The organism is Empedobacter falsenii (assembly GCF_019308355.1).
Taxonomy (GTDB): domain Bacteria; phylum Bacteroidota; class Bacteroidia; order Flavobacteriales; family Weeksellaceae; genus Empedobacter; species Empedobacter falsenii_B.
The window spans coordinates 1-22459 of the sequence record NZ_JAAGKM010000042.1; the positions used below are offsets into that span (position 1 = coordinate 1).

Annotated in this window: 23 protein-coding genes; 6 read left to right on the forward strand and 17 right to left on the reverse strand. The window is 31.9% G+C overall.

Annotation, left to right across the window (positions count from 1 at the left end; all coding sequences use genetic code 11):
• Positions 1–209: 209 nt before the first annotated feature.
• The 4 genes from G0Q09_RS12595 to G0Q09_RS12610 form a co-directional block, all read right to left on the reverse strand.
• Positions 210–416 carry a hypothetical protein gene (locus G0Q09_RS12595; protein ID WP_038333652.1) on the reverse strand — a complete coding sequence of 69 codons (207 nt, stop codon included), beginning with the start codon at positions 414–416 and terminating at the stop codon, positions 210–212.
• A gap of 1 nt (position 417) precedes the next feature.
• On the reverse strand, positions 418–984 hold the full coding sequence (locus tag G0Q09_RS12600) for an RNA polymerase sigma factor (protein WP_038333651.1): 567 nt from the start codon (positions 982–984) through the stop codon (positions 418–420).
• Between the two features lie 187 nt (positions 985–1171).
• Positions 1172–1456: a rhodanese-like domain-containing protein gene (locus G0Q09_RS12605; RefSeq protein ID WP_038333764.1), complete on the reverse strand. Its 285-nt coding sequence runs from the start codon at positions 1454–1456 to the stop codon at positions 1172–1174.
• Positions 1457–1508: 52 nt separating this feature from the next.
• Entirely contained in the window at positions 1509–3530 is a 2022-nt protein-coding gene (locus G0Q09_RS12610; protein WP_038333649.1) for a M13 family metallopeptidase, read from the reverse strand.
• Between the two features lie 339 nt (positions 3531–3869).
• On the opposite strand from G0Q09_RS12610, the gene G0Q09_RS12615 reads away from it, so the two are divergent.
• Together G0Q09_RS12615 and G0Q09_RS12620 are read left to right on the forward strand one after the other, a co-directional pair.
• Positions 3870–4826, forward strand: a complete 957-nt coding sequence (locus G0Q09_RS12615; RefSeq protein WP_219035143.1) for an NAD-dependent epimerase/dehydratase family protein — start codon at positions 3870–3872, stop codon at positions 4824–4826.
• A 66-nt stretch (positions 4827–4892) separates the two neighbouring features.
• Complete coding sequence (locus G0Q09_RS12620; protein ID WP_219035144.1) at positions 4893–6251, forward strand: acyl-CoA dehydrogenase family protein; 1359 nt, start codon at positions 4893–4895, stop codon at positions 6249–6251.
• A gap of 46 nt (positions 6252–6297) precedes the next feature.
• Here G0Q09_RS12620 and G0Q09_RS12625 read toward each other — a convergent pair whose 3' ends face one another.
• From G0Q09_RS12625 to G0Q09_RS12635, 3 genes are all read right to left on the reverse strand, one after another.
• Complete coding sequence (locus tag G0Q09_RS12625) at positions 6298–6798, reverse strand: YqiA/YcfP family alpha/beta fold hydrolase (protein ID WP_219035145.1); 501 nt, start codon at positions 6796–6798, stop codon at positions 6298–6300.
• Between the two features lie 114 nt (positions 6799–6912).
• Positions 6913–10035, reverse strand: coding sequence for a preprotein translocase subunit SecA (secA, locus tag G0Q09_RS12630; protein WP_125350181.1), 3123 nt, complete (start codon positions 10033–10035; stop codon positions 6913–6915).
• Positions 10036–10163: 128 nt separating this feature from the next.
• Positions 10164–10385: a DUF2795 domain-containing protein gene (locus G0Q09_RS12635; protein WP_019976296.1), complete on the reverse strand. Its 222-nt coding sequence runs from the start codon at positions 10383–10385 to the stop codon at positions 10164–10166.
• Between the two features lie 170 nt (positions 10386–10555).
• On the opposite strand from G0Q09_RS12635, the gene G0Q09_RS12640 reads away from it, so the two are divergent.
• The gene (locus tag G0Q09_RS12640) at positions 10556–11497 is read left to right on the forward strand and encodes an NAD(P)H-dependent flavin oxidoreductase (protein WP_219035146.1); all 942 of its coding nucleotides are present in this window, start codon (positions 10556–10558) and stop codon (positions 11495–11497) included.
• A 60-nt stretch (positions 11498–11557) separates the two neighbouring features.
• Here G0Q09_RS12640 and G0Q09_RS12645 read toward each other — a convergent pair whose 3' ends face one another.
• The 4 genes from G0Q09_RS12645 to G0Q09_RS12660 all read right to left on the reverse strand — a co-directional run bounded on the left by G0Q09_RS12645 (position 11558) and on the right by G0Q09_RS12660 (position 14622).
• Positions 11558–12457 carry an MBL fold metallo-hydrolase gene (locus tag G0Q09_RS12645; protein WP_219035147.1) on the reverse strand — a complete coding sequence of 300 codons (900 nt, stop codon included), beginning with the start codon at positions 12455–12457 and terminating at the stop codon, positions 11558–11560.
• Position 12458: 1 nt separating this feature from the next.
• A complete protein-coding gene (locus tag G0Q09_RS12650) occupies positions 12459–12914 on the reverse strand; it encodes a GreA/GreB family elongation factor (RefSeq protein ID WP_219035148.1) in 456 nt (151 codons plus the stop codon).
• A gap of 97 nt (positions 12915–13011) precedes the next feature.
• On the reverse strand, positions 13012–13974 hold the full coding sequence (locus tag G0Q09_RS12655) for a zinc metalloprotease (RefSeq protein WP_219035149.1): 963 nt from the start codon (positions 13972–13974) through the stop codon (positions 13012–13014).
• Positions 13975–14136: 162 nt separating this feature from the next.
• Positions 14137–14622, reverse strand: coding sequence for a TlpA family protein disulfide reductase (locus G0Q09_RS12660; RefSeq protein WP_219035150.1), 486 nt, complete (start codon positions 14620–14622; stop codon positions 14137–14139).
• Positions 14623–14739: 117 nt separating this feature from the next.
• Here G0Q09_RS12660 and G0Q09_RS12665 point away from each other — a divergent pair, with 117 nt between their 5' ends.
• The gene (locus G0Q09_RS12665) at positions 14740–15207 is read left to right on the forward strand and encodes a DUF4268 domain-containing protein (protein ID WP_125350185.1); all 468 of its coding nucleotides are present in this window, start codon (positions 14740–14742) and stop codon (positions 15205–15207) included.
• A 41-nt stretch (positions 15208–15248) separates the two neighbouring features.
• Here the strand turns inward: G0Q09_RS12665 and G0Q09_RS12670 are convergent, their stop codons facing one another.
• Positions 15249–16100: an ATP cone domain-containing protein gene (locus G0Q09_RS12670; RefSeq protein ID WP_125350186.1), complete on the reverse strand. Its 852-nt coding sequence runs from the start codon at positions 16098–16100 to the stop codon at positions 15249–15251.
• 111 nt (positions 16101–16211) lie between these two features.
• Here G0Q09_RS12670 and G0Q09_RS12675 point away from each other — a divergent pair, with 111 nt between their 5' ends.
• On the forward strand, positions 16212–16796 hold the full coding sequence (locus tag G0Q09_RS12675; protein ID WP_125350187.1) for a PhnA domain-containing protein: 585 nt from the start codon (positions 16212–16214) through the stop codon (positions 16794–16796).
• Positions 16797–16840: 44 nt separating this feature from the next.
• Here G0Q09_RS12675 and G0Q09_RS12680 read toward each other — a convergent pair whose 3' ends face one another.
• The 3 genes from G0Q09_RS12680 to menA all read right to left on the reverse strand — a co-directional run bounded on the left by G0Q09_RS12680 (position 16841) and on the right by menA (position 20202).
• On the reverse strand, positions 16841–18472 hold the full coding sequence (locus G0Q09_RS12680; RefSeq protein WP_219035151.1) for an ABC-F family ATP-binding cassette domain-containing protein: 1632 nt from the start codon (positions 18470–18472) through the stop codon (positions 16841–16843).
• Between the two features lie 105 nt (positions 18473–18577).
• Positions 18578–19258 carry a metal-dependent hydrolase gene (locus G0Q09_RS12685; protein ID WP_038332212.1) on the reverse strand — a complete coding sequence of 227 codons (681 nt, stop codon included), beginning with the start codon at positions 19256–19258 and terminating at the stop codon, positions 18578–18580.
• A gap of 17 nt (positions 19259–19275) precedes the next feature.
• Positions 19276–20202: a 1,4-dihydroxy-2-naphthoate octaprenyltransferase gene (gene menA / locus G0Q09_RS12690; protein WP_114999711.1), complete on the reverse strand. Its 927-nt coding sequence runs from the start codon at positions 20200–20202 to the stop codon at positions 19276–19278.
• A gap of 88 nt (positions 20203–20290) precedes the next feature.
• On the opposite strand from menA, the gene G0Q09_RS12695 reads away from it, so the two are divergent.
• Positions 20291–21136: a glycoside hydrolase family 25 protein gene (locus tag G0Q09_RS12695; protein ID WP_219035152.1), complete on the forward strand. Its 846-nt coding sequence runs from the start codon at positions 20291–20293 to the stop codon at positions 21134–21136.
• On the opposite strand, the gene G0Q09_RS12700 is transcribed toward G0Q09_RS12695, so the two are convergent.
• Positions 21133–21813, reverse strand: a complete 681-nt coding sequence (locus tag G0Q09_RS12700; protein ID WP_219035153.1) for a hypothetical protein — start codon at positions 21811–21813, stop codon at positions 21133–21135. The two genes, G0Q09_RS12695 and G0Q09_RS12700, sit on opposite strands and share 4 nt — an antisense overlap.
• Positions 21814–21868: 55 nt before the next feature.
• Positions 21869–22222, reverse strand: coding sequence for a hypothetical protein (locus tag G0Q09_RS12705; protein ID WP_219035154.1), 354 nt, complete (start codon positions 22220–22222; stop codon positions 21869–21871).
• Between the last annotated feature and the right edge of the window lie 237 nt (positions 22223–22459).

A 22459-nucleotide genomic window follows, 5' to 3' on the forward strand; every position in this document is an offset into this window, starting at 1 on the left:
ATTGACCGTTTTTCCAAAATTTTGTTCAGATAAGATCTTGATAATCTGAACTTCCGAATATTTACTGTTCTTCATAGTTTTATAAATTTATAAACTATAATTATAAATGACTCTAATTTTGGGGAAGATTACAAAACGAGTACCATTTCTTGATATAAACTTTCTAACAAGCTAAAATTTAAACCTATATTCATATAATCTATTTATAGTTAACCTTCTTTATCTTTTTTGTTCGGTTTGTTAGTTGATTTTTTTCCGATTCCGAAGAAATTTCCAATTGTGCTTGGATATTTTACTGAAACCAAATCGGCTACCTCCAACGATAATTTTATTAAAGCAACATCATCCATAACTTTTTGTTTTATTGTTTCTGGAAGCTTTTCATTGGCTAGTATAGTCTTAAAAGGATTTTCCATTTTACAAAGCGTTATAAATTTTTAGTAAACGATTTTTTGCTCTATTCAATCTCATCTTAGTTGCACTTTCACCAATCTCTAAAGTTTCTGAAATTTCTTTGATTGAAAATTCATCTTGATATTTCATGAGTAATATAGATTTCTCTTCGACATCCAACTCCTTTAGGGACTGCGTTAGTTTTTCGATTTTTAATTCAAAAATTTCTTTGTCATCAATAATTTCATCATTATAGTTATCAACCAAATCATCCGTTACCGAATAATTTTTTCTTTCTTCTTTTATCTTTCGTTGCACATGATTGACACAAAAATTATATGTAAAAGAATATAACCAAGTAGAGAATTTAGATTTTGATTGATATGTTTTCAGTTTTACAAACAACTTTACAAATATATCGTGCGTCATATCTTGTGCCTCAGCTTGATCCTCTACAAAACTCAAACATTTATTATATACCGTATGTGCATACCTATCATACAATATACCGAACAAATGCTGATTTTTTGTTTCGACAATCTTATACACCAAAATGTCATCTGCAATATTTTCTATAGAATCTTTTGACATTTTAACTGCTTACATTTAATATGACACACCTATTCTTATTTGGTCACTCATTTTTTTAGCTTTTTTTATCAAAAAAAATTAAATAATTTTAATTTAATCGAATATCTATTTAAAATACAATAATATACAAAAAAAAACCGACAAATAAAAATTTATCGGTTTTTTATGAATAATAATTAATTACGAATTATTTCTCCAAAACATCTAAGACATCTTGAAAACCTCCTCCATTAAAAATTTCGTCTACACCTTGCGCTTGCAAATATTGTGCAGCTTGACCTGAACGGTTACCGCTTCTACAAAAAACTACTATAGGTCTTGACATTGCTTTAAATTCCTCTACTCTTGTAGGAACTTCTCCTAATGGAATATTGATTGCATTTGGAACAAATCCATCTGTATCCAATTCAAAAGGCTCACGAACATCCACTAATGTTACATTAGCATTGTTTATTGCTTCAACTGTTGTCATTTTAATAATTCTATTTCTATTTTTTATCCAATCAATAATTTTGCCAAGCATCTTACCAAATTCTAATACGGTCTTTTGGTGCTTTGTACAATTTATCTCCTGGTTTTGTTTTAAACGCATCGTGGAACGCATCAATATTAACGATTGGTCCAAAAGAACGGTAATATCCAGGAGAATGTGGATCTGTTTTCACTTGATTTACTAAAGCTTCGTCAGTCGCTTTTGTTCTCCAAATAGTTGCCCAAGATAAGAAGAAACGTTGTTGCGGAGTATATCCATCTATGTTTCCGTAAGTTCCTTTATCTTTTAAATACATTTGCAAAGCATCAAAAGCAACAGAAGCTCCTCCTAAATCTCCAATATTTTCTCCAGATGTAAAAATTCCATTTACATGTGTTCCTGCTACTGGTTCGTAAGCATCATATTGTCTTGCTAAAGCACCTGTTGCTGCTTTAAATTTTTCTTCATCTTGAGGTGTCCACCAGTTCACTAAATTTCCATCTCCGTCAAATTTAGCTCCCGAATCATCAAATCCATGAGAAATTTCGTGACCAATAACTGCTCCAATTCCTCCAAAGTTTACAGCTGCATCTGCTCTATAATCATAGAATGGTGCTTGTAAAATTGCTGCTGGGAATACAATTTCGTTATTTGTTGGATTAAAATAAGCATTAACTGTTTGTGGAGACATTCCCCAACGTGTTTTATCTACTGGTTTTCCAAAATCTTTCAAATTATCTTGGAATCTCCATTGACTGTAAGCTAAATTATTTTCAATTAAAGATCCTCCATTTTTAATTGATTTAACTTTAAATCCTGAATAATCTTTCCATTTATCAGGGTAACCAATTTTAACCGTAAATTTATTTAACTTTTCAATTGCTTTTACTTTTGTATCCTTTGACATCCACTCTAAATTATTGATGTGCATATCAAACGATTTAAATAAATAACTAATCAATTCTTGCGCTTTTGCTTTTGCCTCTGGTGGAAAATTATCTTTCACATAAATTTGTCCTAATAACTCACCAACTGTTCCATTTACATAAGCCAAACCTCTTTTATCTAAAGCTCTTTGTTCTTTTTGACCAGATAATTTTTTACCATAGAAGTCAAAATTAATTTTTTCTAATTCAGTTGTAGAAGAATTAGAAAAAGAATCAATCAATTTGAATTTCAAATAATCTTTGATGATTGGTAAATTCTCTTGATTTATGATTTTATCTAAATTTTTGTAATAATCTAATTCACGGATGATTACTTTATCAGGATTAATTCCGAAAGACTTTACAAACTTCACAACATCAACATTCTTAGAAAAAGCTCCTGCTTCCGATAATGTTACTAAATTATAAGATTTATTTGGATCACGGCTTTCTTCAACAGTTTTGATATATTTTGCTATCATTTTCTCGAAAGCAACAATTTTTGGCCCTTTTAAATCACGAGTTTTAGATCCTGTAAAAGGAAAAACTTGATCGATATATTGATTTAAATTAGCTAAAGTTTCAGTGTTTTTAGCATCTTCTTTTTGGTAATATGTTTTACCTAAAGTTAATCCAACACTTCCTAAATAAACAGCATTTTGCGTACTATTTTTCATATCAGTATAAACAGAAACACCATAAAATGGATTCTCACCAATTGGAGTAACCTCTGTTAAATACGCTTGTAAATCTGTCAAATTTTTGATTGCATCAATTTGCTTAAAATATTTCTGAATTGGAGCAATTCCTGTTTTATTTCTAGCTTCCATGTTTGTGTAAGCTGAGTATAAGTCAGAAATTTTTTGTTCATTAGAATCTTGAGCATATTTATTATTCAATAAATCTTTTACCAATTTCAAAGAAACCTTATCTGTATTCTCTCTCAATTCATCGAAACTTCCCCATCTTGCTCTATCAGATGGAATTTCTGTAATTTTCATCCAATTACCATTTACATAATTATATAAATCATCTTGTGGACGAACAGACTTATCCATATAATTTGGATTAAAAGCCTGATATGATTCTTGCGCAATTGCTAAAACAGAAGTACATGCAAATGCAGCAACAAATAGTTGTTTTTTCATATTTCTACTAAGTATTTTTGATATGATATGTCGAAATTAATACGACCTTTGTTACAAATTTACTAAATAAAGTATTAATTATTCGTGCAATTTTTGACACTTTTGAAGAGGAAGATTAACATTTTTAAAACTTTCAAACCAAAACTCTTTATCATTTAAGATATTTTATATTGTAAAAAGCTTATTAAAACAGAAAATTTTTCTATATATATCATTCCATATTTATATATTTAACAAAAAACAATCGATTTCTTTATTAATATCTAAATATTATTTTACTATATCCATATTCAATAGAAAATTTTTAAATTTGGAACCAAACAAAAGTAACTTTTTAAGATGGAAACCAATACGATTTTGATCACCGGCGCTTTAGGACAAATTGGTTCTGAATTGGCTGAGAAATTAAAAACCATTCATGGAAAAAATAATGTAATTATTTCTGATATACGTGATCCTAAAGATGTTGATTACGACGGGATTTACGAAGTAATTGATGTAATGGATGCTGATCGAATAAAAGAAGTCATTGCAAAACACAATATTAAAACTGTTTATCATTTAGCGGCTCTACTTTCTGGTACAGCTGAAAAAAATCCAATGTTTGGTTGGAAATTAAACATGGACACTTTGCTTACTTTCCTTGAATTAGCGAAAGATAAAGTAATCGATAAAATCTTTTGGCCTTCTTCTATTGGTGTTTTTGGTCCAGATACACCAAAAGACAATACACCACAAAATACAATTCAAACTCCTTCTACAGTTTATGGCATTTCCAAATTGTCAGGAGAATATTGGTGCAAATGGTACCAACAAAATCATAATGTAGATGTTCGTTCTGTTCGTTTTCCTGGTCTTATTTCTTGGAAAACTCCTGCTGGAGGTGGAACTACAGATTATGCAGTTGATATTTATTACAAAGCAATTGAAGATGGAAAATATACTTCTTTCTTGAAAGAAGGAACTTATTTACCAATGTTGTATATGGATGATGCAATAAATGCCATTATTGAATTAATGTCTGCTGATCCAAAACAATTAGGTGAATTTAAATCTTATAATTTAGGAGGTTTAAGCTTCGCACCAGAACATTTAGCAGCAGAAATCAAAAAACATATTCCAAATTTCACAATCGATTATGCACCAGATTTCCGTCAAGCTATTGCAGATTCTTGGCCGTCTTCTATCGATGATTCTGTTGCAAAAGCAGATTGGGGATTTGAACCAAAATTTGATATCGATAAAATGACAACTACAATGTTAGACAATTTGAAAATAAAATTAGGTAAAGCTTAATTTTTTCTTACAATACAATATTTTAGGAATGCTCTTTGATAATTTTTGGTTAAAAAACCACAAAATATGTCAGGAGCATTTTCTAATTTAAAAAATATCGTCCATCTACTAAAATCTGTTAATTTAGAGCAATTAAATAAAATTTCTCAAAAAGTAGATTTACCTCTTTTAATGGAAAACTTTTCTAAACTTGATGATAAACAACTTCAAGGAATGATGAAAATGTTAAATCCAAATAAAAAACACAAAGAACTTCCTCCAATTGATGGTGATTTCTACGATGTTTTTCACACTTTAACTCCAGAACAGCGTGAATTACAATTAAAAGTAAGAGCTTTTATGGAAAAAGAAGTTAAACCAATTGTTAATGATTATTGGCTTCGCGATCAATTTCCTTTTGAATTAATTCCAAAATTTAAAGAACTCAACATTTGTGGCGTCACTTATGATGGTTATGGTTGTCCAAATTTACCTTTTATTATGGAAGGCGTTTTGGCTATGGAAATGGCTCGTGTAGATGCTTCGATTGCAACTTTTTTTGGCGTACAATCTGGTTTGTCTATGGGATCAATTTATATGTGTGGATCGGAAGAACAAAAAGCAAAATGGTTACCACAAATGCAAAAATTTGATAAAGTTGGAGCTTTTGGATTAACTGAACCCGAAGTTGGTTCTGGTGCGGCAGGAGGTTTAACAACAACGTGTAAAAAAACAGAAGAAGGTTGGATTTTAAACGGTCAAAAGAAATGGATTGGAAATGCGACTTTTGCAGATTTAGTGATTATTTGGGCAAGGGATTTAGATGATGGTGAAGTAAAAGGTTTTATTGTCGAGAATAATAATCCTGGCTTTTCTGTAGAAAAAATTAAAGGAAAAATGGCTTTACGAATTGTTCAGAATGGCTTGATTACTCTGAAAGATTGTTTAATTACAGAAGAAAATCGTTTACAAAATGCTAATTCATTTAAAGACACGGCAAAAGTATTGCGAATGACGAGAGCTGGAGTTGCTTGGATGGCAACTGGATGCGCTCGTGGAGCATATGAAAGCGCTTTGGATTACACTCGAAATCGAAAACAATTTGGAAAACCAATTGCTTCTTTTCAAATGATACAAGGACATTTGGTAGAAATGTTATCTAATTTAACAGCAATGCAAACTTTAGTTTTTCGCTTATCTGAAATGCAAGACGAGGGAATTTTACTAGACGAACACGCATCTTTAGCTAAAGTTTTTTGTACAATGAGAACACGCGATGTCGTTTCACGAGCACGAGAAGTAATGGGCGGAAATGGAATATTATTAGAGCATGACGTCGCTCGTTTTGTTGCCGACTCCGAAGCCATTTACAGCTACGAAGGCACAAAAGAAATCAATTCGCTTATTGTAGGTCGATCTATCACAGGATTTAGCGCGTTTGTATAAATAAAATTTAAAAATCCCAATAAATTAATTTATTGGGATTTTTTATCTACTTTTTGTTCTCCAAAAAAGTTTCAAAAGCTTTTTCGAATTCTTCTAATGTGATTAAATGTGTCATTTCAGCATCAAAAATCTGTTCGATATTTCCGTTTTGTTTTTGAAGATTTTCTACAAATTCAATCTGAAATTTTGGTTCGATCACATCATCTTTTAATCCTGTAAAAATTAAATTTGATTTTGTTGGAACTCCTTTTAATAATTGTTCTGGCAAAAAAGGTTTTAAACGTTCTACCGCTATTACAGCAGGATTAAACATCAAAACTGGAACATTTAACAATAATCCCAAATAATAACTTATCATTCCGCCTAAACTTGTCCCTGCAATTAATTCGATTGGTTCCTTTGTAAAATGTTCAATCAAATCTTGAATCAAAGTTGGAGCATTATCGTAATCAATTGATGGTGCATAACATTCTCCCAAAGAATCTAAATATTCTCTCTTTTCATCTGTTACAAAACCTTGGTAGCCGTGTAAGTATGCAAATTTCATTTGTTTAAAATTTTAATAATTTGATACTGAAAACTTTCAGTAGTTAATGTAAAAATACTAAAAAACCCTTTCAGAAAATTTCAGAAAGGGTTAAAGTTATATAAAAAAATCTTTTTAGTTTACTGATTCAGTTTCCTCTACAGATTCTTCTTTTTGAGTATTTGGTAATTCTCCTTTGAACAAGAACGAAATAATTTCTTTGTTCACTGTGTCTAACATTCTTTGGAAGATATGGAAAGACTCTTGTTTGTAAACAACCAATGGATCTTTTTGTTCGTAAACCGCATTTTGAGACGTTTTACGTAAGTCATCAACATCACGTAAATGCTCTTTCCAGTTATCATCAATCAAACTTAATACAACTGATTTTTCGAAATCTTTTATTAAAGTTTTACCTTGAGATTCGTATGCTTCTTTCAAATCACAAACAACTGTCATTTGACGAATTCCGTCTGTAAATGGTACTTGAATACGAGAGAACATATGTCCTTGATTCTCGAAAACATTCGAAATTACTGGGAAAGCTGTTTCTGCAACATATTTCATACGTGCTTTGTAATCTTCAATTGCTGCGTCGTACGTAATATTTGTTAAATCTTTGATTGATTTAGATCTAAATTCATCTTCAGTAACAGGAGTTCCCATTGTAAAGAATTTAATTAAATCTAATTCATATTGATCAAAATCTTCGAAATCTTTGTTAGATTTTACAACAGAAGCCGCAACATCATAAATCATATTTGCAATATCAACTTCCAAACGATCTCCGAACAATGCATTGTGACGACGTTTGTAAATTACTTCACGTTGTTTATTCATTACATCATCATACTCTAACAAACGTTTACGAATACCGAAGTTATTTTCTTCTACTTTTTTCTGTGCACGCTCGATAGATTTTGTAATCATAGAATGTTCAATCACATCACCATCTTTGTGTCCCATACGGTCCATTAATTTTGCAATTCTTTCTGAACCGAATAAACGCATTAATGAATCTTCTAATGAAACGAAGAATTGAGATGATCCTGGATCTCCTTGACGACCAGCACGACCACGTAACTGACGGTCTACACGACGAGAATCGTGACGTTCAGTACCAATAATTGCTAAACCTCCAGATTCTTTTACTTCTTTCGTTAATTTAATATCGGTACCACGACCAGCCATATTCGTTGCAATTGTTACAGCTCCTGGTTTACCAGCTTCTGTTACAATATCAGCCTCGCTTTTGTGTAATTTTGCATTTAAAACATTGTGATTAATTCCACGTAATTTTAATGCTTTTGATAATAACTCAGAAATCTCAACATTAGTTGTTCCAACTAAAACTGGACGTTTGTCATCTTGAGATAAACGAACAATTTCCTCGATTACTGCTTTATATTTTTCACGATTTGTTTTGAAAACAATATCGTTTTTATCGTTACGTAAAATTGGGCGGTTTGTTGGAATAGAAACAACATCTAATTTGTAAATTTCCCAGAACTCACCTGCCTCAGTTTCCGCTGTACCAGTCATACCTCCTAACTTATTGTACATACGGAAATAGTTTTGTAATGTAATTGTCGCAAACGTTTGTGTAGCTGCTTCAATTTTTACATTCTCTTTCGCTTCAATTGCTTGGTGCAATCCATCCGAATAACGACGACCATCCATAATACGACCTGTCGATTCGTCAACGATTTTTACTTCACCTTCAACCACAACATACTCGATATCTTTTTCGAATAATGTATATGCTTTTAACAATTGGCTTAAAGTATGGATACGCTCAGATTTGATTGAGAAATCACGGAAAAATTCTTCTTTCATTTGAAGAATTTCTTCTTTAGTTTTTCCTGAATTTTCAATTGCTCCAATATTTGTCGAAACATCTGGTAAAATGAAGAAATTCTCATCTTCCATTCCTTTAGACAAATACTCGATTCCTTTATCTGTTAAATCTGATTGATTTTGTTTTTCATCAATAACAAAGTATAAATGCTCGTCAACTTTTGGCATTTCACGGTTATTATCCTGAATAAAATGCGCTTCTGTTTTTTGTAATTGAGCACGAATACCATCTTGAGATAAGAATTTGATTAATGGTTTGTATTTTGGTAAACCACGGTAAACTTGGTATAATTTGAAACCACCTTCTTTTAAATCTCCTTGTTTGAATAATGTTTTTGCTTCGTTTAATGTTTTTCCTAACATCTCACGTTGCATTTGATATAAACGATCAATTTTTGGTCTTAATACATCAAATTCGTGACGATCTCCTTGTGGAACTGGACCAGAAATAATCAATGGTGTACGAGCATCATCAATTAAAACTGAATCGACCTCATCGACAATCGCAAAATTTAATTCACGTTGTACCAAAGCATCTGGTGTATTTGCCATATTGTCACGTAAATAGTCGAAACCAAATTCGTTATTTGTTCCATAAACAATATCAGATGCATACGCATCGCGACGACCTGGAGAGTTTGGTTGGTGATTATCGATACAATCTACTGATAAACCATGAAAAGAGAAAATTGGACGCATCCACGCCATATCACGTTTTGCCAAGTAATCATTCACCGTTACTAAGTGAACTCCACGACCAGTTAGTGCATTTAAGTAAATAGGTAAAGTTGCAACCAACGTTTTACCTTCCCCTGTTTGCATCTCCGCAATACGACCTAAGTGTAAAGCGGTACCTCCAATAAACTGAACATCGTAATGAGACATATCCCATGTTACTTGACGACCTGCTGCATCCCAAGAGTTTTTCCAGATTGCAGTATTATCATCTTTAAGAGAAACGAAATCGTGTCCACGATTTACCAAAACTTTATCAAACTCAGAAGCTGTAACTTCTAACGTTTCGTTTTCAGTAAAACGTTTCCCTGTTTCGCGCATTACAGCAAAAGCTTCTGGTAAGATTTCTAATAAAATCTTCTCTTCTACTTCGTATGCTTCTTTATTGATTTTATCAATTTTAGCGTATAAATCTTCTTTTACACCAAAATCTTCTGTTTCCTCAACTTGTTTTTTTAACTCTTCAATTTGAGTTTTGAAATCTTTAGTCGCATCAGCTAATTTAGCTTTAAACTCTAAAGTTTGCCCTCTTAATTCATCAATTGATAATGAACTAAGCTTTTGACCAGCTTCATTCGCTAAGTCAACATATTTTCGTAATTCTTTTACATCTTTGGCATTCTTATCACCTAAGAAACCTTGTAAAATTTTGTTTAAAATATTCATATTTTTCTGCGTTCTTCGTCAAAATTAGCCACAATATATTTGAGACTAATTAAGATGCAAATATACGTTAACTATGTTAGTTATAGATTATAGAATCGAAAAAAGCCCCAATTTGGGCTTTTTTATTTTTAATATTCGTCCTCGTTCCAAAGGAAATCGTCGTCCGTTGGATAGTCAGCCCAAATTTCTTCAATGCTTTCGTAAGAATCTCCTTCATCCTCAATAGATTGTAAGTTTTCTACAACTTCCAAAGGTGCACCAGTACGAATTGCGTAATCAATTAATTCATCTTTTGTTGCTGGCCAAGGTGCATCACTTAAATAAGATGCTAATTCTAAAGTCCAATACATAGCTTATATTTTTTATTATTAGTAGAGACAATTAAACTCTAATTTATTTTCTAAAATTTGATTTTTTGCAAATCAAATAATCTGCCAAAGTCAAACTGTCAGTATTTATGTTAAAATTAAATTTTTTCGTTCTCTATATTTATTTAATTTTATGCCTAAATATAACGAAAATGGACACGAATATAACAAAATTATTTGCAATAAAATATCCAATTATTCAAGGTGGTATGATTTGGAATAGTGGTTGGCGATTAGCGTCAGCTGTAAGTAATGCTGGAGGACTAGGTTTAATAGGTGCTGGAAGCATGTATCCTGATGTTTTACGCGAGCATATAAAGAAGTGTAAAGCTGCTACAAATCATTCTTTTGGCGTTAATGTTCCAATGCTTTATCCGAATATTGAAGAAATTATGCAAATTATTGTGGAGGAAGGTGTAAAAGTTGTTTTTACTTCTGCCGGAAATCCAAAAACGTGGACAGAAACTTTAAAAAAAGAAGGAATAACTGTTGCACATGTTGTCAGTAGTGCCAAATTTGCATTAAAATCTCAAGATGCTGGAGTGGATGCTGTCGTGGCAGAAGGTTTTGAAGCTGGCGGACATAATGGCAGAGAAGAAACCACTACACTTTGTCTTATTCCGAATGTGAAACGTCAAATCGATATTCCATTAATTGCTGCTGGAGGAATTGGAACAGGTTCTCAAATTTTAGCAGCATTTGCATTAGGTGCAGATGGAGTACAAATTGGTTCTCGTTTTGCTGCAACTCAGGAATCTTCTGCTAATCAAGCTTTCAAAGATGTGATTGTAAATGCGCAAGAAGGTGACACGCAACTTACATTGAAAGAATTGGCTCCTGTTCGATTGATTAAAAATGAGTTTTATAATCAAGTTCAAGAAAAATATCAACAAGGCACAACCGCAGAAGATTTGAAAGAACTTTTGGGTAGAGGACGTTCTAAGAAAGGAATGTTTGAAGGCGATTTGGTAAATGGAGAATTAGAAATTGGTCAAGTTTCGTCATTAATCGATTCTATTCCGACAGTTGCAGAAGTTTTCGACGATTTATTAGTAGATTATCAAGTTGCAAAAGATAAATTAATTCGATTATAATCATCGTTCAGTTTTAAACACTATAAAAAAGCTGTCAAAAATTTTTGACAGCTTTTCGTTTTATAATCTTCCTTGTTCTTTTAATTTCCAATAACGCATTAGTCCATTAACAGACATCCAGCATGGATTGGCATATTCATACACCTGAATTTGATCTTCTGTTAAACCTAAGTCTTTATAGTTTTTTGTTACATAATCGACAAAAACAGGGACAATTTCTTCGGTCGGAATTTTATCATCATACATCGGTTTGATATAATTTGACCAATCATCTAAAGCTTTTTCTAATTGATCAAAATGATTTTCTAAATCTTCGTGATAACCATAATGCGTCGGATAAATTCCTTTTGCATTAATTTTTCTCAATTTAGCAATCGATTCTTTCCACAATTCAATATTAATATCTGGCGGCGGACAAGGAGGCGAAACAGGTCCATTTTCTATCTTCACCCCCGCTACATCACCTGTAAAAATAACATCGTCCAACACATAAGCATTGTGATGAACAGCATGTCCAGGCGTATAAACAGTCTGAAAAACAGCATCACCAAACTCCACACTTTGTCCATCTGCCAAACCAACCAAATATTCTTCGTCAATTGGTTTCATTTCTCCCCACAAACGATCCATATCGTCACCATAAATCATTTTTGCAGATTCCCACAATTTCTCAGGATTTTTCAGATGCGGTAAACCAATCGGATTTAAAAAAATTGTTGCGCCATGTTCTGTAAATTTCCATGCAGCACCAGCGTGATCAAAATGAATATGTGTAATTAATATGTTTTCAATATCGATTACCCGCCAACCTAAAGCTTCTATTCCTGTTTTCAGATTTTCGAAAGTGGAGTATGGGCCCGGATCGACTAAAACCGGTCCCTGTTCTGTTTCGATTAAATAAGTTGCGATAGCTTCCTTTTCATTTTGAAAATTCAGGTCTATTGTATGTATTTTTGGCATGCTATAATATTTCTTCTATGGTATATTTTATTCCATTAAATTCTATTTTATCGCCGGCTCGTTTTCCAACCAACGCTTCAAAAATAGGTGCTTGTGTACTAATTCCTACAAACTTTTTATTTTCCCATTCGAAATCTTTGAAAGATAAACCAATGACAAAATTAACTTTGTCAGTCAAAACAACATTTCCTTCCGTTATTTCATCAATCAACTCAGGGCGAAGTACTCTGAAGTTATTTAAATCTTCTGTTGCTTGATTAATTCTTATTTGTAAATTTCTGGCGGAATCTGTCGACTGACTTTGTTGTGCAAAATCATCAAGCTCTAAACTCGATTCTTCATCTAAATCAGCACTTTCAGTATAAATTCGCTCCGATTCTTTTAAGGCGTTTATTTCATCTTGTTTAAGTTGAATAAGATGCTGAATGACATCTTTTCTGATATGTTTTTTATTCATTTTTGTAGTTTTAAGTTTAGATAAACTTACAAAAAATAAAAAACTCCTGAACTATTCATTCAAGAGTTTTTTACTACTATATTTAATTATCCTGATGTTATTGAGCGAAGCTATAGCGTGCACCTCCCGGACTGAAAATAGATAACATTCTACTTTTTTGTCCTTCAGAGAACATATATAATCCTCTATCGTCACTATAATCCATATAATTCATGGTCATTTCGACAGGAGATCCTGAACATGTACTATAATGAGGGTATGCAGGGACACCATAGTTTGGTGCATTATGATAAGGCGTATCGTTCACATAATCTGTTAGACATCCACCACCATCTCCCCAAATGTGACGTAAATTCATCCAGTGCCCAACTTCATGAGTAGCTGTTCTCCCTAAATTGAACGGGTAAGTTGCTGTTCCTGTATTTCCAAAATATCTTGAATCAATTACCACTCCGTCTGTTGCAGAACTACCCCCGGGAAATTGTGCATAACCCAGAATACCACTTCCGATTGTACAAACCCATAAATTAAGTTTTGTTGTAGGGGAAGTTGGCAGAATTCCTGTACTTTTCTTCATGGCATCATTTGTTCCCCAAGAAGTTTTTGTTGTTTGTTTTCTGTTCACCGTTTCTAATTCAAATTTAATCCCAACATTTGCTTTTACATTTGAAAACAAAGCGGGTACCTGTGAAAAATCAGCATTCTGTGCATTGAAATCTTTATTTAAAACATCAATTTGAGATTGAATCTGAGCTAAAGAAATATTTTCAGCGGCCGTTTTATACAAAACATTTACAACAACAGGGATAACAATAGTTCCATTGACTAGTTTTCCTTGCATTTTTTCAAAGTTTTGGGCATGGGCTTCAATATCTGCCATTTTTGAGGCCAGATTAGGATTTTCTGATAGCTGTAATTTTAAAACTTCATCAGAAGCGCACGTTCGACTTGCAACTTTTTGATTAGCAGATTCTGCTTGAGGATCCATTTCGTTTTTAGTGTCATCACTACAAGCTGTGAATACAGCAAGTGTAGCTAATGTAAAGATAAGTTTGTTCATATTATTGTTATTTAATTAGTGTTATTTAATTAGTGTCTACTAAAAATACAATAATATTTATTAAAAACATGAATAAAATCATATTTTAACAATAGAAACAATTACAGGTACATAATAGTTTGCAAGAATGGAAGTTAAATTGAAAAAATATCACATCTGATTTTATGGAAGAATTTCATTGATTTCATCCTCCAGTTCATATTTGGTCATGGCTTGATCATGAAAAACAACTTTTTCTCCTTTATTGTAAATAATTGTAACAGGAATATTTCCACCCCACTTGGAATCGAAAGAAGGAATCCATTCATTCATCCGCTTGGTGTCATCCAGTAAAACAACTTCTGTATTGATGTGATAATCTGTTATAAATTTCTTTACTTTATCCAATACTTTTGGTCGATCCAAAGATACCAACAGCATCTTGAAATTTGGATTGTCTTTGTATTTTTCATTAATTTCCATAAACGCAGGAATCTCCTCTACACAAGGTGCGCACCACGTTGCCCAAAAGTTAACCACCACAATTTGATCTTTATAATTTGCTATTTTTTCGTGCAAAGCTTCATATTTTACAGTTTCTACAGATTGTGCATTTACAGTAGAAAAAGCCAAAATTCCCATTAAACCAAGGAAAGAAAATAGTTTCATATTTACTTTTTAAAAATATTTGTTCAAATGTAATAGAACAAGAATCAATCCAAGCTATTTTTCTCGAAATTTTGTTGAATAGAATATTAAACCGATTTTTGTAAAAAAATAATCAATTTGTTTTCAAAAGAAGATGCTTATCGCATAAAAAAGGATTTTTGGATTTCGTATGGAACGTATATGAAATTGCAGATGAATGCCGAAGGAACGCGTATTAATTGGATAAATTACAAAACGGATATAAAAGGTGTTTATTTTAGAACGGATGTCGAACGCAAGTTTGCAGAGGTTTCGATTGAAATTTCGCATCCAGATCCGTCAGTTCAACTGATGATCTATGAACAGTTTGAGGAATATGAAAATGTTTTGGAAAATTATCTTGGCGAAAAATGGATTTGGACAAAAGAAGATTATGACGAAGACGGAAAAATGATTTCGACAATAAAAATACGTTTAGAAAACATTAGTATTTTTAGAGAAACCGATTGGCCGCAAATTATTCCGTTCCTAAAAGATCGAATGATTAATTTGGATGAATTTTGGTGCGATCACAAAGATAGTTTTGAGATTTTTAAAGAATTATAAAGCAAAAGAAGCTCAATATTGAGCTTCTTTTTTATTTCATTTTAAGCAATTTCGCACGTAAAATTCTCGATTTCTAACAATTCATTCGTTTCTTCCAAAACTTCGTTTCGTTGTTCTTGAGACAAATTTAATGAATCTAAAAACTTATTATTTTGTTTTAAATCTTTCACCAAAATACATTCTTTTGACAAAAGAACTTTTTCTTGCTCTGGCGTCAAAGTCGTTAAACATGTAATTGGATACAAAGCCGCATTATCAACCAAATATTTGATACTATTTGTTTCTGGATAATCCCAAGAAATTAATCCAATTCCATAATAATTTGCAAAATCTATACTATCAGTTGTCAAATAAGCATTTGTTACCAAGAAACCTTTTGTTGGTTTCATATCTCGTCCAAAAAAATGATACGTATGACCTTCTACATCTTTCATTCGTGATAAAAAATACATCGGTGTTGTCACCGAAATTTTGGCATCTTCGTCATTTCTAAATTTACATTCACAGAAAAGTAACTGATCACCTTTAGAAGCCACCACATCTATTTCGTGCGTTACCGCATTTCCTTGTACAATTTCTGAATGCAAAGATTGATATCCTGCCGCTTGCATCACTTTTCCAATCCACTTTTCGAAATAGTATCCTTCTGGTCCCAAATCTCGCAAAGCTCTTTTCAAGCTATAACGCGCCGCATACGAATTTCTATAATTTTTGAGATGGGCAAAAGCAATTTTATACAATTCTCTTGTCGGAATACCCTCGTAAAGATCTTTCGAAACTAATTCGAAAACTTCTTCAACTTCCTCTTTTTTTGCGCCAGATTTCGTTAATGAACGTTTTAAAGCTTTTGGATTATATGGAATTAACTCACCTGAGTTTTTCTTTACTAACATATTTTAAGGTTGAATTTTATTCTTAACGAATTTAAATAATTCTGATTAAAAATCCTTAAAAGTTTAAATTCTAAATATAAGGTTATCTTTGCAAAGCTTTAAAATCAACATATGAAATTAGAAACATTTTTACAAGAAAGAAGTGGCAACCAATGTGAGTTGACAGGATTTACAGAAGATTTAGCTATTTATGAAGTGAATCCTGATGCAAGTAGTAATCCAGACAGAAATGTCTATATAACTCAAAAATGTATTAATCAGATTGAAAAAAGAGAAGAATTGGATGCATCTTTTTGGGAATCATTCTTACTTTCTTCTATGTGGAGTGAGGTTCCTTCTGTACAAGTGCTTTCTTGGAGAATATTGAATCGCTTTAGAAACGAGTCTTGGGCTGCTGATGCTTTAGACATGATGTATTTAGATGACGAAAATATGGAGTGGGCAAAAGCTTCTGGAGATCATGAAGGAGATGGGAGTGTTGATTTGCACAAAGATAGCAACGGGAATATTTTGGTGAATGGAGATACGGTGACATTGATTAAAGATTTGGATGTAAAAGGTTCTTCTATCAATGCAAAAATTGGAACTGCTGTTCGAAACATTCGTTTAGTTCATGATAATACCGAACAAATTGAAGGAAAAGTTGACGGACAATTAATCGTTATTTTAACGAAATTCGTGAAAAAACAAGCATAAAAAAATCCACTCAGTTGAGTGGATTTTTTGTTTTTATCTAAAATTTACTTTTCTATTTCTTTCAAGTTTTCCATTTTCTTTGTTGCAAGAAAACCTTTGATATCTTCGAAATGTTCTTTGACACGTTTATTTCCAAATTCGAAAACTTTCTCTGCCAATCCATCTAGGAAATCACGATCGTGAGAAACTAAAATTACTGTTCCTTCAAATTCTTTCAACGCATCTTTGATAATATCCTTTGTTTTCATATCCAAGTGATTTGTTGGCTCATCTAAAATCAAGACATTATAAGGTTCTAACAACAATTTTACCATTGCCAAACGTGTTTTTTCTCCTCCAGAAAGCACTTTTACTTTCTTATCGATATCATCACCTTTGAACATGAATGCACCCAAAATATTTTTAATTTGTGTTCTGATATCACCTTCTGCAATGCGATCTACAGTTTCGAAAATAGTTAAATCTTCATCTAATAAAGCAGCTTGATTTTGAGCAAAATATCCGATTTGTGCATTATGACCAATTTCTAATTTTCCTTCAAAATCAATTTCATTCATAATCGCTTTAATCATTGTTGATTTTCCTTCACCATTTTTCCCAACCAACGCCACTTTTTGTCCTCGTTCGATGACCATATTTGCATCCTTAAACACAATATGATCACCATACGATTTATCTAAATTTTCGACTACAACAGGATATTGCCCAGAACGTGCAGCCGCAGGGAATTTCAATTTCAAAGCTGAAGTATCAACCTCATCAACCTCGATAATATCTAACTTTTCTAACATACGAACTCGTGATTGCACTTGTTCTGTTTTAGAAAAAGTCCCGCGAAAACGTTCGATAAATAATTTATTTTCGGCTATGAATTTTTGTTGCTCATCATAAGCTTTTTGCTGATGAATTCTACGATCTTGACGCAACACTAAATAATCAGAATATTTTGCTTTGTAATCATAAATTCGTCCCATTGTAACTTCAATAGTGCGATTTGTAATATTATCGACAAACGTGCGGTCGTGCGAAATCACCATAACAGCTTTGGCTTGATTTTTCAAGAAATCCTCTAACCATTGAATTGATTCGATATCCAAGTGGTTTGTAGGCTCATCTAATAAAATCAAATCAGGTTTACGCAAAAGAATTTTAGCCAATTCGATTCGCATACGCCAACCTCCCGAAAACTCAGAAGTTGATCGATCCAAATCTTCTTGCGCAAATCCCATTCCTTTCAAAACCTTTTCCACTTCGGCTTCGTAATTTACTTCTTCTATCGAATAAAATTTTTCACTGACTTCCGAAACGCGCTCGATTAGCTTCATATAATCATCACTTTCGTAATCAGTTCGTACAGTTAATTGCTCATTTAATTTATCAATTTCATTCTTCATTGATAAATATTCGGCAAAAGCTTTTGACGTTTCTTCGCGAACAGAACAATTATCTTCGGTTAACAAATGTTGTGGCAAATATGCAATTACCGCATCTTTTGGTGCTGAAATATTTCCCAAAGAAGGTTTATTGATTCCTGCAACAATCTTAAGTAAAGTAGATTTTCCTGCACCATTTTTACCCATTAAGGCAATTTTGTCATTTTCGTTTATCACAAAACTAACTCCACTAAACAACGTTGAAGAACCGAATTGAACGGCAATATCATTAACTGTAATCATATATTTTATCGAATAATTGCAGCAAAGATAATCTTTTTCAACCGAGATCAAATCAATAAAAAAGCTTGAGATTATCTCGAGCTTTTATATATTGTAAAGAATTTCTTAAACCGTTAAATCTTCGCCAATTTCTAATAAAATCAATTGAATATGACGCGAAAAGAAAATAGATTTCGCTTCTGCTTTATCAATTTTAATTGGTGGAAAAGTATCATAATGATAACCCAAAACCTTAGTTGCTTGCACATATTCTGCCGCAATAGAAGCACTTTTTGCCCCCATCGTAAAATTATCTCCGATTGGTAAAATTGCTAAATCAAGTTGTCCAATTGTATCCGGAATCAACTTCATTTCGTATGTCAAAGCTGTATCACCAGCGATGTAAACTCGCTTTCCTTCACTTTCGATAATGTAACCATTTGGATCTCCTCCATATGTTCCATCAGCAAATGAACTCGAATGAAATGCAATTGTAGATTGAATCGAACCAAAATCAAAACTAAATTTACCACCTGTATTCATTCCGTGTGCTTTTAAACCTCTTTCCGAATAATAAGAAGCAATTTCTGCATTCGAAATAATCAAAGCTCCTGTACGTTTTGCCAATTCTTCCACATCATACACATGATCTTGATGCGCATGCGTAATAACAATATAATCCGCTTTTAAACTTTCGAAATCGATATTCTTTGCTAATTCATTTGGTGTAATAAATGGATCAACAATAATGTGTTTACCGTTTGCTTCAATCGCAAGCGAGGCATGTCCTAAATATTGAATTTTCATTATATATTTTTTTGTGATTAACGAATTAAAGTATCAATAAAATCGAAACCGATTAAACTATATCCTAATAATACAGCGAAAAATAAAGCTAACATTGCTACTTGTTTCAAGAATGGATCGAAATCTTTAGGATCTTTTACTGCAAAAATTTGACGACGAATGGCGTTCGCAAAAAAGATTAAAATTAAAAATACAAAACCAGATAATTTACCTTGTTTAAGTGGTGACATCGTTACATATAATGCGCTTAATGCGAACGGAATCGTCATTAAAGCCATTTGGTAATATTTACTTTTTTGAAAACCTAATTTTGATGCAACAGTAATTTTATTGTTTTTGACATCATTTTTCACATCTCGCATATTGTTCAAATTTAGCACTGCTACACTCCAACATCCCATCGAAGCTGCAGGTAATAAAATTTGCCATTGAAAAACTTTAGAATATAAAAATTCTCCACCAGCAACAGCTAAAATCCCAAAGAATAAGAACACAAAAACATCACCTAAACCAATATATCCGTATGGTTTTTTTCCCATTGTATAAGCCATTGCTGCAAAAATAGACGCAACTCCCAGTCCAAGAAAAATGTAAATATATTTCATATCATTTGGATAAAAAGATACATACAACAATGCTGAAACGCAAGCTAAAGAAATTGCAACCATAATTCCAATAGCTATTTTCATTTGGTTTTGAGTTATCAATCCAGATGCTACAGCACGCTGCTCTCCTACTCTATTTGCGTCCGTTCCTTTTACCGCATCGCCATAATCATTCGCGAAATTTGATAAAATTTGGAAAGCCAAAGTTGTTAAAAGAGATAAGAAAAATATATCATTTCGAAAAATTCCTTCTGATTTTGCAATAAATCCAGCCAATAATAATCCACTCAAAGAAAGTGGTAATGTGCGAAGCCTTGCGGCTAATATCCATTTTTTCATACTGAACAAAGATAATGAAGATTTTACTTTTTTTATCATCTAAAATTGAAGTAATATTGCATAGAATTTATCTATTTCAACTACTAAAATGCCTCGTAAAAAGAAAACACAACAATCTATTTTTAATACATTAAAAAAAATCAAACTTTCGACCTATGTGATTAGTTTGATGATTTTGTGCGTTGTTTATTTTACGTATCGTTATCGTCATGGTATTCATTACTATTTTTCGGTTGTAGAAAAATCATTAAAAGGCGAAAAATTGGTTGATGGTAAAGTCACAAAATTTGATATACGAAATATTGAGGTGATGGATAAATATTATCTCAAAACTTTTGGTGTTGATGTTTCGCATTATCAAGGAAAAATTGATTGGACGAAAATGCATACGATTTACAATTTGTATCCGATAAATTTTGCTTTTATCCGTTCTACAATGGGAACTTCGTCTATTGATGAGACTTTTGAGGATAATTGGGAAGGTGCAAAAGAAAATAATATTTTGCGTGGTGCTTATCATTTTTATCATCCAGATGAAAACTCTACTTTACAAGCACAAAATTTTATTGCTAAAGTAAAATTAGAAAATGGTGATTTACCTCCAGTTTTGGATATTGAAACCTTACCGAAAACACAATCCATGGATCGTTTGGTGGAAGGAATCAAGAATTGGTGCAAAATTGTTGAGGAGCATTACGATATCAAACCGATTATTTATACATCAGATAAATATTTTGAAGATTATTTACAAGATCATTTTGATGGTTATATTATTTGGATTGCCAATTACAATTTTTGGGTCCAAGAAATGAAAGGTCATTGGGATTTTTGGCAATTTACCGAAAAAGCAACCATAGATGGAGTAAAACGTTATAAAGTTGATGTGAATATCTACAACGGAACCATTGATGATTTGGAAGGATTGACGCTTTAGTTTTCTGGATAAAACTTCTTATAATCCTCGTGATAAGCGCTATCCCAATTTATTTTAGAAAAATCTTCGGAAGTGTTTTTAAATTTCGCATCGGCTACCAAACGTTCGCGCGTTGAAAGCGGACGATATTGATATCCGAAATCTGTGTTAACTAAATATTCTCTTAATTTTTGAAGTTCTTTATTTTTAATTGAATCTTTATTTACGCCTAAAACAATTGTTACTCTTTTATCAGATTTTACAATATCATTTTCTAAATTCTTTACCAAATCTAATATTGATTTATCATTTAATTTTACCAAATCTTTCTTAGGCACTTTAAATAACTCCGTTATTTTTTTATCATTAGAATCCTGTAACGCTTCAGTTCCACAGATTTTATCGTAAGGAAACTTATTATAATAAAAATATGTAACTGAATCGTTGTAAAAAATAAATTGATAATCAGAAAAAGGGATAAAGATCAACTCAGGTTTTACAGAATCATCTTCAAATTTTTTTTCTAAATCTTTCTCGTACTTTCTATAAGAAAACGAAGAATCTGCATTCATTCCCATTGCTAAAATCTTTTGATTAATCGAATCTTGATGCAATTTATCGCGTTCTTCTCGAGATAATTCTCGCTTACAACTCAACAAACCAAATCCTAAAAGTAAAAAGTAAACAATACATTTCATTGATAATTATTTTCTTAAAGATAACAAAAAAGCGAATCAATTGATTCGCTTTGTGTTATTTCGTTAAGTCAACTTTTCCATTCTTATTATACTTGAAATTGCTGTCATATTCGATGGAACTTAATTCATTATCATCTTTATCAAAAACTTTTATTATTTTCTTCGTATAATTATTAAACGATAAATGTCTATAATTTATATCATCAAAAATTCCTAATCGAATAAATGGATTTTGGTAATCATCATAATCAAATTTTGTTACAGTTTTTATCAAATTGTCATCGTCAATTATATCAGTTCTTACAATACCATCCAAATTTGTTACATGTGGATATTTATTATTTCTGTCCCATGTATAAGTTTCATTAGCAACTAATCTATTATCTTTAAATTCTTGAACCGAAGTCAAAACTGTATCACCATCAATTGGTTGATAATCATATTTCGTTACAATGCCATTTTTTTCAGATGTAAGTTTTTGAATAATTTTATGCTTAAAAAATGATTTTAATTGATATGTTCTGTAATCTTCCCCTTGTTAAGAACACTTAAAAGTAGAGTTTTTATTTAATATTATTGTATTATTATTTTGATTAATTTGAAATGTAGGAAAATCATTAGGATTTTTGACCTTACCATATTTCAA